10 protein-coding genes are annotated in these 13,406 nt (G+C 70.9%); 5 read left to right on the top strand and 5 right to left on the bottom strand.

What is annotated here, in order from left to right; genetic code table 11:
- The first annotated feature begins 52 nt into the window (after window positions 1–52).
- Both lysS and CEY15_RS14820 read left to right on the top strand, forming a co-directional pair.
- Entirely contained in the window at window positions 53–1,690 is a 1,638-nt protein-coding gene (gene lysS / locus CEY15_RS14825; RefSeq protein ID WP_095719077.1) for a lysine--tRNA ligase, read from the top strand.
- A 103-nt stretch (window positions 1,691–1,793) separates the two neighbouring features.
- Complete coding sequence (locus CEY15_RS14820; protein WP_095719076.1) at window positions 1,794–2,405, top strand: L,D-transpeptidase; 612 nt, start codon at window positions 1,794–1,796, stop codon at window positions 2,403–2,405.
- 17 nt (window positions 2,406–2,422) lie between these two features.
- On the opposite strand, the gene CEY15_RS14815 is transcribed toward CEY15_RS14820, so the two are convergent.
- The 3 genes from CEY15_RS14815 to hrpB all read right to left on the bottom strand — a co-directional run bounded on the left by CEY15_RS14815 (window position 2,423) and on the right by hrpB (window position 6,339).
- Window positions 2,423–3,001: a hypothetical protein gene (locus tag CEY15_RS14815; RefSeq protein WP_095719075.1), complete on the bottom strand. Its 579-nt coding sequence runs from the start codon at window positions 2,999–3,001 to the stop codon at window positions 2,423–2,425.
- Window positions 3,002–3,107: 106 nt separating this feature from the next.
- The gene (locus tag CEY15_RS14810; protein ID WP_095719074.1) at window positions 3,108–3,641 is read right to left on the bottom strand and encodes a hypothetical protein; all 534 of its coding nucleotides are present in this window, start codon (window positions 3,639–3,641) and stop codon (window positions 3,108–3,110) included.
- A gap of 112 nt (window positions 3,642–3,753) precedes the next feature.
- Window positions 3,754–6,339 carry an ATP-dependent helicase HrpB gene (gene hrpB / locus CEY15_RS14805; protein WP_095719073.1) on the bottom strand — a complete coding sequence of 862 codons (2,586 nt, stop codon included), beginning with the start codon at window positions 6,337–6,339 and terminating at the stop codon, window positions 3,754–3,756.
- Between the two features lie 218 nt (window positions 6,340–6,557).
- Here hrpB and CEY15_RS14800 point away from each other — a divergent pair, with 218 nt between their 5' ends.
- Window positions 6,558–9,218 (top strand): ATP-dependent Clp protease ATP-binding subunit, encoded by a 2,661-nt coding sequence (locus CEY15_RS14800; RefSeq protein ID WP_095719072.1) that lies wholly within the window; start codon window positions 6,558–6,560, stop codon window positions 9,216–9,218.
- Window positions 9,219–9,317: 99 nt separating this feature from the next.
- On the opposite strand, the gene CEY15_RS14795 is transcribed toward CEY15_RS14800, so the two are convergent.
- Together CEY15_RS14795 and CEY15_RS14790 are read right to left on the bottom strand one after the other, a co-directional pair.
- On the bottom strand, window positions 9,318–9,842 hold the full coding sequence (locus tag CEY15_RS14795) for a flavin reductase family protein (protein WP_017835969.1): 525 nt from the start codon (window positions 9,840–9,842) through the stop codon (window positions 9,318–9,320).
- 82 nt (window positions 9,843–9,924) lie between these two features.
- The gene (locus CEY15_RS14790) at window positions 9,925–11,100 is read right to left on the bottom strand and encodes an ROK family transcriptional regulator (RefSeq protein ID WP_176475135.1); all 1,176 of its coding nucleotides are present in this window, start codon (window positions 11,098–11,100) and stop codon (window positions 9,925–9,927) included.
- Between the two features lie 149 nt (window positions 11,101–11,249).
- On the opposite strand from CEY15_RS14790, the gene CEY15_RS14785 reads away from it, so the two are divergent.
- The gene (locus tag CEY15_RS14785; protein WP_095719071.1) at window positions 11,250–12,476 is read left to right on the top strand and encodes an LLM class flavin-dependent oxidoreductase; all 1,227 of its coding nucleotides are present in this window, start codon (window positions 11,250–11,252) and stop codon (window positions 12,474–12,476) included.
- A 20-nt stretch (window positions 12,477–12,496) separates the two neighbouring features.
- The gene (locus CEY15_RS14780; RefSeq protein WP_095719070.1) at window positions 12,497–13,363 is read left to right on the top strand and encodes an ABC transporter permease; all 867 of its coding nucleotides are present in this window, start codon (window positions 12,497–12,499) and stop codon (window positions 13,361–13,363) included.
- The last annotated feature ends 43 nt before the right edge of the window (window positions 13,364–13,406 follow it).

The following is a 13,406-nucleotide window of genomic DNA, read 5'->3' as shown; positions in this document are numbered from 1 at the left end:
TCCTCAGATCCCCGTGAACTACCGGGGCTAGCGGCGACTATCCTCGACAGTCGTGACCGACACGACTCCCGCCGCGCCCGGGGCCGCCTGGACCGAGCCCGCCGACGACACCCCCGAGCAGGTGCGTATCCGTCGCGACAAGCGGCAGCGCATCCTCGACTCCGGCGTCGACGCCTATCCGGTCGGGGTCCCCCGCACGCACGGGCTCGTCGAGATCGCCTCGGATCCGCGCTTCGTCGCGCTCGAGCCGGGGGAGGAGACCGACGTCGTGGTCTCGGTGGCCGGCCGGGTCCTGTTCGTCCGAAACACCGGCAAGCTCTGCTTCGTCCGGCTCCAGGACGGTGTGAGCCCCGAGGCGGACCTGTCCGTCCCGGCGGCCGAGGGCGAGCCCGATCCGTTCGCCCCGCAGTTGCAGGCGATGCTCTCGCTCGCCAACGTGGGCGAGGAACGGCTCGAGGCGTGGAAGCAGGACGTGGACCTGGGTGATCACGTCTCGGTGACCGGCCGCGTGGTGCGCTCCAAGCGGGGCGAGCTGTCCGTCATGGCGGACTCGTGGGTGCTGGCGGCCAAGTCGCTCCGGCCGCTTCCGGTGGCGCACAAGGAGCTGAGCGAGGACACGCGGGTCCGTCAGCGCTACACCGACCTCATCATGCGAGACACGGCGCGGCGCAACGCGGTCACCCGTATCAAGGTCGTCCGGGCACTGCGCGCCGCCCTCGACCGGCGGGGGTTCCTCGAGGTGGAGACGCCCATGCTGCAGACGCTGCACGGCGGCGCCGCCGCCCGGCCCTTCGTCACCCACTCCAACGCCCTGGACCTCGAGCTGTACCTGCGGATCGCCCCCGAGCTCTACCTCAAGCGGTGCGTGGTGGGCGGGATCGAGCGGGTCTTCGAGATCAACCGGAACTTCCGGAACGAGGGCGTGGACTCCTCGCACAGTCCCGAGTTCGCGATGCTCGAGACCTACCAGGCCTACGGGGACTACGACACCTCCGCCACCATGATCCGTGAGGTCATCCAGGAGGTGGCGCTCGAAGTCTTCGGTTCCACGACCGTGACCCTGGCCGACGGCACCGAATACGACCTCGGCGGGCAGTGGCGCGAGATGCGGATGTACCCCTCGCTCAACGAGGCGCTGCGCGCCACGCACCCCGAGCTGGTGTCCGGTGACGACGACGAGGACATCGTCACGGTCGACTCGACGGTCGCCGAACTGACCGAGTTGGCCGGCCGGGTCGGGCTCGAGGTCCCCAGTGGCAGGGGGTGGCTGCACGGCAAACTCGTCGAGGAGCTGTGGGAGCACCTGTGCGGTGACCAGCTCGAGGGGCCGGTGTTCGTCCGCGATTTCCCGGTGGAGACCTCGCCCCTGACCCGCGACCACCGCACCGATCGCGGGGTCACGGAGAAGTGGGACCTTTACGTCCGTGGATTCGAGCTGGCGACCGGGTATTCGGAGCTCGTCGATCCGGTGATCCAGCGTCGCCGGTTCGAGGACCAGGCACGGCTCGCCGCGGCCGGTGACGACGAGGCGATGGTCCTGGACGAGGATTTCCTGGCGGCCATGGAGCAGGGGATGCCGCCCACCACCGGGCTGGGAATGGGTATCGACCGCCTGCTCATGGCGCTCACCGGGCTGGGGATCAGGGAGACGATCCTGTTCCCGATGGTCAAGCCGCTGCCGCGCGACTGAGGTGGCGCGGGCCCGGGTCCTGCGGTGGGCACCGGTGCGGGTCGAGACCCGAACGTGACTCCAGACGCCTGTCGAGGTGGCCGCCCCCGGAGATAATCACCGCATGAGAAGCACACTGTCACGGCTGGCGATCGGTCTGGTGGCGGGGCTCGTCGCGGTGGGGACCGCGACGCCCGCCGCGTCGGCCCAGCCGGCGCTCCCGGTCGAGGTCCAACAGGTGGTCGATCAGGCCGCGGCCAGCTCAGCGCAGGCCGACGCGGACCTGCGCACCGCCGCCGGCGGCCTGTTGGAGTCGGCGGGGATCACCCCGCCGCCCGGATTCGTGCCCCCGCCACCGGCACCACCGCCGCCGCCGGACCCCACCCCGCAGAGTCCGTGCCCGCGCACGGCCGCCGCGTGCGTGGACCTCGACGGGAACCGGACCTGGCTGCAGTCCGGGGAGCGGCTGAGCTACGGGCCGGTACGGATGTCCCATGGACGGGCCGGATGGGAGACCCCTCGGGGGACGTACCAGGTCACCCGCAAGGTCCGCCACGAGGTCAGTCGTCTGTTCGACAACGCCCCGATGCCGTTCGCGGTGTACTTCGTGGGCGGGATCGCGTTCCACGAGGGGGACCCGGCCCACCTGTCGCACGGGTGCATCCGGATGGACCGGCCCGCAGCCGAGACCTACTTCGAGAGGCTGCAGGTCGGGGACACGGTCGTGGTGTTCTGACGACCGCGAAATCCGTCTCAGGAGCCCTGGGGGTCCTTGAACATGCGGGCTTCGGCCCGGTCCGGGAGGAGGTACTCGGCGGACTTGGCCGCCAGTACCGATCCGGCAATGACCAGGATGAAGCCGACGGCGGCGACGAACGGCCCGTAGGTGACGGAGGTGCCGTCGGGAAGTCCCGCCAGCATCGGATCGGCGGTGTCGGTCGAATTGAACAGCACCCAGACGAAGATCAGATGGGCGATCAGCACCAGCGACGCGAGAACCGCGTTGGCGGCCGCGAAGAATCCCAGCCGGGTGAACACGGTGACGGCCACCAGGACCAACAACACGAGCAGGCCCAGGAAGTTCAGGGGCGCCATCGCACGGAGGTCCAGGACCTCGGTGAGCTCGAGCGCGGTGATGCCCCCGCCGGTCGCGGTGGACAACCAGGGCAGGTACAGGCTGAGAAGGGCGAGTGCCAGACCCGCGACCGCGATGAGCCCGCCGACGCGGCTGCGCAGTAGAGGGACGATCTTGCCGCCCCGCGTGGTCGCCGCCGGGGGCGCTGTCTGGGAGGTGGGCGGCGTGTGGGAGGTGGGCGTTGTCTGTGCGGCCATGGCGTGCCCCTTAGTCGGACCGGAGTCTCCAAAGTGAGATAGGTCACATAATAGGTGGGTTTGTCCGCTCGTGCCACACCGGTGCGCGTCCGCCGGTGGGCGTCTGTCACTCTCGACGCGAGAGGGGATCGCTGGCGTACCTCGCCGACCGGGCAGCCCACGCCGAGGCGGCGGCGACCACCACGAACCCGGACGCCGCGACGTAGGGCCCGAAGGTCACCGTGGCGTTGGCGGGCAGTCCCGACAGTGCCCGCGTCGTCGATCCCGTGGACAGGATGAGGGTCCAGACAAAGGCGAGGTGGCCCGCGAGCACTCCTACCGCCATCACCGCCGCCGCCACGGCGAACGCCCCGAGTCGGGTGAGCGCGGTCACCGTCACGAGCAGGGCAAGGACGATCAACCCGAGGAACAGCACCGGGGCGACACTGCGGACGTCGATGATCTCGGTGATGCCCAGGCCGGAGATCCGCTCGCCACCAGCGGACAACCACGGCAGAAAGAGGCTGAGCAGCGACACGGCCAGGCCGGCGAACGCCGTCAGGGCCCCGATCCGGTTCCGGACGCGCGGGATCCTCTTGGTGCGTGCGGGTGTCCTGGTCGGGAGGGGCGCGCGGTGGGGTGAGGGTGGTGTGTACGGCATGGCGATCACCCTCCGGGCGGAGTCGGATGGCGCAGGTGCGTCCCGTCCCATGGTAGAGGCCGGCCCGGACCGGGACCGTGCCGAACCGCACCCCGTTACGGGACCGGAATCGTCAGCGCCGGCGGTTGGTCCGGCGAGTGGGCTCCGCGACCATCGGATCCTCCGGCCAGGGATGCCGGGGATAGCGGCCCCGCATCTCCGCCCGCACTCCGGGATAGGCCTCGCGCCAGAAGAACTCCAGGTCGCGGGACACCCCGAGTGGCCGGCCGGCGGGGGAGAGCAGGTGGACCGTCACGGGTACCCGTCCGTCGCAGATCCGGGGTGAGGAGGCCCACCCGAAGCACTCCTGCAGCTTGACCGCCAGTACGGGGGACGCGTCGGATCCGGGTTCCGGGTAGTCGACGCGGTAGGAGGACGAACTGGGCACCTGCAGTCGATCGGGCACCAGTTCGTCGAAGCGGGAGGCCTCCGGCCACGGGAGCTGTCGCCGGAGCGCGGCGCCGACATCGCGCCCCGCCAGCGTGCCACCTCGCGTCAGGGCCTCGATCTCCGGCCCGAGCCACTCCGAGAGGCGGTCAGCGAGTGCCTCGGTGGCCACGTCGGGCCAGGGGGGCCCGAGTTCCCGCCGGGCGAGCGCGAGCCGGTGCCACAGCCGTCGTGTGTCGTCGTCGGGTCCGAGCGCGTCGAGGCCACCCGACCGGATGGCGTCCGCGACCGCCGTCACGGCGGCGTCGTGGCCCGGACGCACGGCGGTGGCCGAGAGTTCGATCGCCCCGAGCCGGCGGATCCGTCGGCCCGTCAGCGCACCGCCCGAGAAGCGGGCCGTCTCGTCGTCGTCGAGTAGCCCCGACGCCGCGCTCTCGGCTCCCGCCCGGCTCAGTGGGGCCGCCGAACGGATCACGGCTCCCGCCTCCCCCGCGGCCCGCCCCGAGGCGCGGGCGACCTCGGCCACCGCGAGCCACTCGTGGCCGGCGAGGGCGGACCCCGGTGGGAGGACGGCCCCGGTGCCCGACGCGAACGTGTACTGCTTGCCCTGGCGGCGCGCGACCCGATCGGGGTGTGCGAGGGCCACGACCAGGCCGACCGCCTCCTCGAGCGGGACCCCGTCCTCACCGTCACCGGTGTCCCGCCCGGCACCGGTATGGACGAGTCGTTCCAGGCGGCGGGCCTCGAGCTCCCAGGTCCGGTTGTCCGCGGTTCGGCCGCCGCGCAGCGCCCGCAGGTCCGCCACCAGGTCACCCGTCGGCGAGCGGCGGCCCGACGCCAGCAGCGCCACCACCTCCGCGGCCGTCGCGCGGCCCACCACAGGGGCGCCGTCGAGTAGCGCGCGGGCGTGACGCGGGTCCGCGGGGATCCGGGCCAGGTCCCGCCCGCGGCCGGTGGCCCGGCCCAGCGCATCGAGCGCGCCCAGTCCCTGCAGCACCGCCTGCGCGCGACGGATCTCCCCCGACGGCGGGGGGTCGGTCAGTGCCAGGCCCTCGCCGCGGGGGGCGCCCCAGCAGGCGACGTCCAGGGCGAAGGACGTCAGGTCGGAGGTGGCGATCGCCGGGGTGCGGTGCGGGGCCAACCGTGCGAAGTCGTCCTCGGACAGGCAGCGCACCGCGATCCCCGGGCCGAGACGGGCCGCGCGACCCGAGCGCTGCACGCAGGAGTCGCGGGAAGCCGAGACGGTGACGAGGCCGGTCATGTCGCGGGCGGTGTCCCTGCGGGGTTCGCGGTTCAGGCACGCGTCCACCACCACCCGCACCCCGGGAACGGTGAGCGAGGACTCCGCCAGGTCGGTCGCGACCACGATCCGGGGCTGTGGGGCGGCCCCGCCCTGACTATGCGGACCACCGCGGCCGGATCCCGAGACCACCCGGTCCTGCTCGGCGGCGTCGAGACCACCGTGCAGCGGCAGGATCTCGGCGCGCCCGCCCAGTCGCGCGGTGAGCGACCGCACCACCCGCTCGATCTCCCGCACCCCGGGGAGGAAGACGAGGGTGTCCGAGCCGCTCGCGGCCACCTCCTCGGCCGTGATGCCCGCGACGTGTTCGAGGAAGCCGTCGGTCACGCCCCGGGCGTCGAGGCGGGGAACGGGCGACGGACGGTAGTGGATGTCGAGGGGATGCAGGACGGCGGGGAGGTCGATCACCGGCGCCGCCCCGGTGGCGCCCGCTCCCGTGTCCTCCAGCAGGCGGGTGATGCGGCCGGAGTCGAGGGTCGCGGACATCGCCACCACCGGCAGGTCGTCGCGGAGCTGGCGTACCTCGCACAACAGGGCCAGCGCGAGGTCGGACTCGACGTCCCGCTCGTGGATCTCGTCGAGCACCACCGCTCCCGTCCCGGACAGGTCCGGGTCGGCGATCAGCCTCCTCACCAGCACGCCCGGGGTCACGAACTCCACGATGGTGTCCCGGCCGACCCGCGTGTCCCCCCGGACGGAGTACCCCACCAGGCTGCCGACCGGCGTTCCGGACAGCGCCGCCAGTCGCCGCGCCGCCGAGCGGGCGGCCACCCGCCGGGGCTGGGTGACGACGACCCGTCCCGCGATCCCGTCCGCCGAGGCGACCGCCGGTGGTGCGAGCGTGGTCTTTCCCGTCCCGGGTGGAGCCTGGACCACCGCGGTACCCGCCGAGGCGAGCGCGTCCCGCAGGGCCGGGAGCGCGTCGGTGAAGGGCAGGCCGCGGCCGATCCGGTCCAGATCGAACGGGCTCATCACCCGGTCCCGCCCGACGCCACCATGTCCCCGAGGGTAGATGTCCGCTGCGTCCCGCACGGATTCGGCGGCGTTCGCTGACGGCGTACACGTATCCGCAATGATTCCCCGACCTGCCGCGTTGAACCCTGGTGACGGGCCGACTGCCACTCCTGTGGCTCCGGGCGTCAGACCGGGCCACTACAGTGGTGAACACCCGAGGAATGTGAGGTAGCACGATGTTCGAACGGTTTACCGACCGCGCGCGTCGCGTCGTCGTCCTGGCCCAGGAAGAGGCCCGGATGCTCAACCACAATTACATCGGCACCGAGCACATTCTGCTTGGTCTCATCCACGAGGGCGAGGGAGTGGCCGCCAAGGCGCTCGAGTCCCTGGGGATCTCGCTGGAAGCGGTGCGGAGTCAGGTCGAGGAGATCATCGGCCAGGGCCAGCAGGCGCCCAGCGGGCACATCCCGTTCACGCCGCGGGCCAAGAAGGTCCTCGAGTTGAGCCTGCGCGAGGCGCTGCAGCTCGGCCACAACTACATCGGGACCGAGCACATCCTGCTCGGCCTCATCCGCGAGGGTGAGGGAGTGGCCGCGCAGGTGCTGGTCAAGCTCGGAGCGGACCTCACCCGGGTCCGTCAGCAGGTCATCCAGCTGCTCTCCGGCTACCAGGGCAAGGAGGCAGAGGCCACGGGCGCGCCGGCGGGGACCGGCGGTCGCGAGTCCGGGACGCCGTCGTCCTCGACGGTCCTGGACCAGTTCGGTCGCAACCTCACGCAGGCCGCCATGGAGGGCAAGCTGGACCCGGTGGTCGGCCGCGCCAAGGAGGTCGAGCGCATCATGCAGGTGCTCTCCCGGCGCACCAAGAACAACCCGGTGCTCATCGGGGAGCCCGGCGTGGGCAAGACCGCGGTCGTCGAGGGCCTGGCGCAGGCCATCGTCAACAACGAGGTCCCCGAGACCCTCAAGGACAAGCAGGTCTACTCGCTCGATCTGGGGTCGCTGGTGGCCGGTTCCCGCTACCGCGGTGATTTCGAGGAGCGCCTGAAGAAGGTGCTCAAGGAGATCAACCAGCGGGGCGACATCATCCTGTTCATCGACGAGATCCACACGCTCGTCGGCGCGGGTGCCGCCGAGGGCGCGATCGACGCGGCGTCGATCCTCAAGCCCAAGCTGGCCCGCGGTGAGCTGCAGACCATCGGCGCCACCACGCTCGAGGAGTACCGCAAGCACATCGAGAAGGACGCGGCGCTCGAGCGTCGTTTCCAACCGGTGCAGGTCCCCGAGCCCAGCGTCGAGTTGTCCATCGAGATCCTCAAGGGTCTGCGGGACCGTTACGAGGCGCACCACCGCGTCACCATCACGGACGCCGCCCTGGCCGCGGCGGCCCAGCTGGCGGACAGGTACATCAACGACCGCTTCCTGCCGGACAAGGCGATCGACCTCATCGACGAGGCCGGCGCCCGCATGCGGATCAAGCGGATGACCGCTCCGCCGGACCTCCGGGAGTTCGACGAGAAGATCGCCGAGGCCCGGCGCGAGAAGGAGTCCGCGATCGACGCGCAGGACTTCGAGAAGGCAGCTGGTCTGCGCGACACGGAGAAGAAGCTCATCGCCGAGCGCTCGGAGCGTGAGAAGCAGTGGCGTGCGGGCGACATGGACGTGGCCGCGGTGGTCGACGAGGAGCAGATCGCCGAGGTGCTGGGCAACTGGACCGGGATCCCCGTGTTCAAGCTCACCGAGGAGGAGACCACGCGTCTGCTCCGCATGGAGGACGAGCTGCACAAGCGGATCATCGGTCAGGAGGACGCCATCAAGGCGGTCTCCCGGGCCATCCGCCGCACGCGAGCCGGTCTCAAGGACCCCAAGCGCCCGTCGGGGTCGTTCATCTTCGCCGGCCCGTCCGGTGTCGGTAAGACCGAGCTCTCCAAGGCGCTGGCCAACTTCCTGTTCGGCGAGGACGACGCGCTCATCCAGATCGACATGGGGGAGTTCCACGACCGCTTCACCGCCTCCCGCCTGTTCGGCGCACCTCCCGGGTACGTCGGATACGAGGAGGGTGGCCAGCTGACGGAGAAGGTTCGGCGCAAGCCGTTCTCGGTGGTCCTGTTCGACGAGATCGAGAAGGCCCACTCCGAGATCTACAACACGCTCCTGCAGGTGTTGGAGGACGGCCGTCTCACTGATGGGCAGGGTCGCATGGTGGACTTCAAGAACACCGTGCTGATCTTCACCTCCAACCTCGGCACGAGGGACATCTCCAAGGCTGTCGGGATGGGCTTCCAGTCCGCCGACAACACCGAGGACGCCTACGACCGGATGAAGCAGAAGGTCAACGACGAGCTCAAGAAGCACTTCCGGCCCGAGTTCCTCAACCGTATCGACGAGATCGTGGTGTTCCACCAGCTCACCAAGGACCAGATCGTCGAGATGGTCGACCTGATGGTCGGCCGTGTGGGCGTGGCGCTCAAGGCCAAGGACATGACCATCGAGGTCACGGACCGGGCCAAGGAGCTCCTGGCCAAGCGGGGCTTCGACCCGGTTCTGGGTGCGCGGCCGCTGCGTCGCACCATCCAGCGCGAGATCGAGGACACGCTCTCGGAGAAGATCCTGTTCGGCGAGGTCGCGGCCGGCGAGCTGATCACGGTCGACGTCGAGGGCTGGGACGGCGAGTCCGATCAGACGGAGAACGCCAGGTTCACCTTCACCGGGGTCCCGCGGCCGGACGCCGCCGAGTCCCGCGAGGGTGAGGAGATCACCGCGAGTGTCGCTCCGACCGGCGAGGCCGGACCGGGGGACTCGCTTCCGCCGAGCTCGGGAGGCTTCGGTGGTGGTGCCTCCGGTGCCCCCGGTGGCTCGTCGGGTAGTGGTGGGGCGGCCCCCGCCACCACCTAGGCCGAAGCCGCCGTACCAACAAGGCGGCCCCCGCTCAGATGAGCGGGGGCCGCCTCGTCGTCTATCGTGCTGTAGGCCCCGGGGGGGGGCATCCCGCCGTCAGTCGCGGGCCGTCGGCACGGCCCACAGGCCACCGTCGACCACCACGAGTGGATCACTCGGCTCGTCGTCGTCGAACCATGCGTCCAGCAAACGCGCGATCACCAGGACGTGGTCGCCCGCAGGCACGAGACGGTCCAGTGCGACCCGCAGTCGCGCCCGCCCGCCGTGGAGGAGAGGTTCGCCGGTCTCGGCCCGGGTCCACAGAGAGTGGTCGGCGAACCTCTGTGTCGCGGGCCCCGAGAACCTCAGCGCCAGGTGCCGGTCGGATTCCCCCAGCAGGTGGATCACCGCGGTGCGGGCGTCGAGCACCGCGGCCAGGCTGGACGAGGAGATCCCGACGTTGAAGCTCACCAGGGCCGGTTCGGACGACAGACTGGACGGCGACGACGCGGTGAACCCCACCGGGCCGTCGGCGCCGTCGAGGGTGATGATCGTGACTCCGGCGGGATGCAGACGCATCGCCCGGCGGTGGGTCTCCGCCGAGACGCTCTGGCGGTCGGAGGACAGGCTTCGTTCGGTCATGTCTGAAGTCTGGAGGCTCGTGCTACGGATGTCGAACGTTCTGGTCGCGGTGACGCGAAGTGCTGATGCCACAGGCACCACGTCAGGACACCGACAACAACCTGGCAGGCAGCGCGCTCGTGGGGTCCGCGGAGATGGCGTCGAGAGCCACCGCCATGGCCGCCAACTGCTGGATCCGCCCTCCCGCCGTCGACACCCTCAGTTCGGGTGCTTCTCCCGGCAAGGGGGTCTCCCGTGAGGCTCTCAGTACGGGGCCCAGGTATCTCGGATGGTCGGTGAAGGCCTGGCCGCAGAGCACCACCGAATCAGGGCGGGTGATGGTCGAGAGCAGCCCCACCAGGCGGCCGAGTGCCGTGGCCCGCTCGACGAGGATCGCCTCGGCCATCGGATCGCCGTGTGCGCGTGCGGCGAGTTCCGCCACCGACCCGACGACGATGCCGCGGGCGGCCGCGGCGCGGACCAGTCCGGAATCGCCCACCACGTCCGTGAGGCCGCCTCCGCGGTCGTCGAGATACGTCGTGGGGCCCACGGGCAGGTGCGCCAGTTCGGCCGAGCCGGCGCGCGGCAGGTGCACGGCGCCGTCGATCACCAGGGCGGAGCCGAGATGCTCGCGGGCGTAGACGACGAGCGTCGTCCCGGTGTGTGTCTCATGCCCCACGAGGAGTTCCGCCGCGGCCATGGCCTCGACGTGCGGGGCCACGGAGAACGGCACCCCGAGCCGATCTGCGAACAGCTCGGTCACCGGGACGTCCCGCCACCCCAGCAAGTCGTGGTCGATCCTGCCCGGGGAGGTGATCCTCGCCGCCGTGGCCACACCACCCCAGACGAGCCGACGTCCACGGTGGCCGTCGAGAAGACGGAACGCGATCGCGGACAGCTCGTCCGCGATCTGCTCCGGATCCCGGCCCGGGGTGGGGATCGCGAACTCGGACAGGATCCGGCAGGCGAGGTCACTGATCGCCACGACGCAGCGGCTGAGGCCGATGTGGACAGCCACCACCACCGGCCCGCCCGGATCTATCTCGACAGGGATGCTCGGTCGACCCACGGAACCGTCGTGCATGAGTTCCGGCCGCTCCCGGATGACTCCTGCGGACAGCAGCGCCGCCGTGGCGCGGCCGACCGTCGCCACCGACAAGCCCGTGGACGCCGCCACCTCCGGGCGGGTGACGGGCCCCCGGAACCGGATCGTGCGCATCACCCGGGCCGCGCTCACGTCGGACACGCGCAGGACAGGGGCGACTGATCGGGTGGTCATGACGAGCAGGGTAACACAGGATATAGACCGATCTGTCTACTGCGGTTATAGGAATCGATCCTCGTGATGTGAATTGTGGCTCCACGCCACCGCCCGGTCCCACGATGAGTCGGTCCGAAGTCCGATCCCAGACTCCCCAGGAGCCGTCAGTGGCCACCGACCCCACTCGTCCCCGTGCCGACCGGGCCGACCAGGCCGACCAGGCCGACCAGACCGACCAGGCCAGGACCCACTTCCACTGGTTCCTGCCCACCTACGGGGACTCGCGCAACCTCGTCGCCGGGGGGCACGGAACGTTCATGTCGGGGGACCGTCCGGCGACGCTGTCATACCTGCGGCAGATCGTCGCGGCGGCCGAGCACAACGGGTTCGAGTCGCTTCTCACGCCGACCGGCGCATGGTGCGAGGACGCCCTCATCACCAGCGCTCTGCTCGCCGAGTCGAGCGACCGCATCAAGTTCCTCGTCGCGCTGCGCCCGGGCCTCATGAGCCCCACACTCGCCGCGCAGATGGCGGCCACCTTCCAGTGGCATACCGGAGGACGACTGCTCCTCAACGTGGTCACCGGAGGCGAGTCGCGGGAGCAACGCGCCTACGGGGACTTTCTGGACAAGGAGGCGAGATACGCCCGAGCCGACGAATTCCTCGACATCGTGCGGGGACTGTGGCGCTCCGGGGAGGCGCTGACCTACAGGGGCGACCACCTCGCCGTCGTCGACTCCGTCCTGGCCCGGCGGCCCGACCCCGCGCCGCCGATCTTCTTCGGCGGTTCCTCCGCGGCCGGGATCCGTGTCGCGGCGCGCCACGCCGACACGTACCTGACCTGGGGAGAACCGCCAGCCGCGGTCGCCGAGAAGCTCGACCGGGTCCGGGGCGCCGCGGCCGCTCACGGGCGGAGCCCGTCGTTCGGGATCCGGCTGCACGTGATCTCCCGGGACACCTCGGAGCAGGCGTGGGCGGAGGCGGATCGACTCCTGGCGGGGATCGACCCCGCGGATGTCGCGCGCGTCCAGGCCTCTCTGGCCGCCAGTGAGTCCGAGGGGCAACGCCGCATGCTCGATCTCCACGGCGGCCGGACCGACTCCCTGGAGATCTCACCCAACCTGTGGGCCGGTGTCGGACTGGTCCGCGGGGGCGCGGGGACCGCGCTCGTCGGCTCCCACGAGGAGGTCGCCGACCGGATCGCCGAGTACGCGGCGCTCGGGCTCAGCCACTTCGTCCTGTCCGGATACCCGCATCTCGAGGAGTCGTACCACTTCGGAGAGGGAGTGCTGCCCGTCCTGGCCCGACGCGGGCTGTGGTCCACCGGTGAGCGCCGCCGGGAGACGGTGTCGGTCCCGTTCGCCACGGCCGAACCCGCGGTCGCCCGCGGGTGAGTGCAGGAGGAGAGACCACCATGACCACCGTTCTCACCGCGTCGTCCGCCGGGACCCCGGCCGCGCCGGCGGGCCCGACCCGGCACGAACCGACCCCGGGCCGAGGCCGCCGCCGCCGCGTCGCGAGGCGCAGCCGACCGCGTCGAGCCACCACCTGGCTGCGGTGGCTCAGTCCCATCGTGCTGATCCTGATCTGGCAGGTCGCCGGCGCCACCGGCGTCCTGCCGGAGCGTATTCTTCCCGCCCCGCAGCTGATCGCCTCGTCGGCGCTGGAGCTCATCGCCTCCGGCGAACTCGCAGAGGCGCTGGCGGTCTCGGGCGTCCGCGTGGCCCAGGGGTTCGTCCTGGGGGCCGTGGCCGGACTGGTCCTCGGGGTGATCGTCGGGACCTCGCGGGTCGCGGACGCCCTCGTCGACCCCCCGCTGCAGATGCTTCGCGCGCTTCCCCACCTCGGGCTGATCCCGCTGTTCATCCTGTGGTTCGGCATCGGCGAGACGCCCAAGGTGCTCCTCATCGCACTCGGGGTGGTCTTCCCCATCTACCTCAACACCGCCTCGGGGTTGCGGCAGGTGGATCCCAGGCTGCAGGACATGGCGACGGTCTTCGGATTCAGCCGACGCCAGCGACTGACGGAGGTGATCCTGCCGTCGATCGCGCCCCAGGTCCTGGTAGGTGTGCGGCAGTCGCTCGCGATCGCCTGGTTGACCCTCATCGTGGCCGAGCAGCTCAACGCGACCAACGGCATCGGCTACCTGATCATGAACGCCCGCGACTACTTCCGGATCGACGTGATCATCGTCGGCCTGGTCGTGTACGCGCTGCTGGGGATCCTCACCGACGCTCTCGTGCGCGTCGCCGAGGCCCGCGCACTGCGCCACTACCGATGACCACCGCGCAGCGCACATGGGAACCACCCAGCGCACATGAGAA

The sequence above is a fragment of the Dietzia natronolimnaea genome (assembly GCF_002289575.1).
In the GTDB taxonomy this organism is placed as follows: Bacteria; Actinomycetota; Actinomycetes; order Mycobacteriales; family Mycobacteriaceae; genus Dietzia; species Dietzia natronolimnaea_A.
This window is presented reverse-complemented; position numbering and strand designations above follow the sequence as displayed.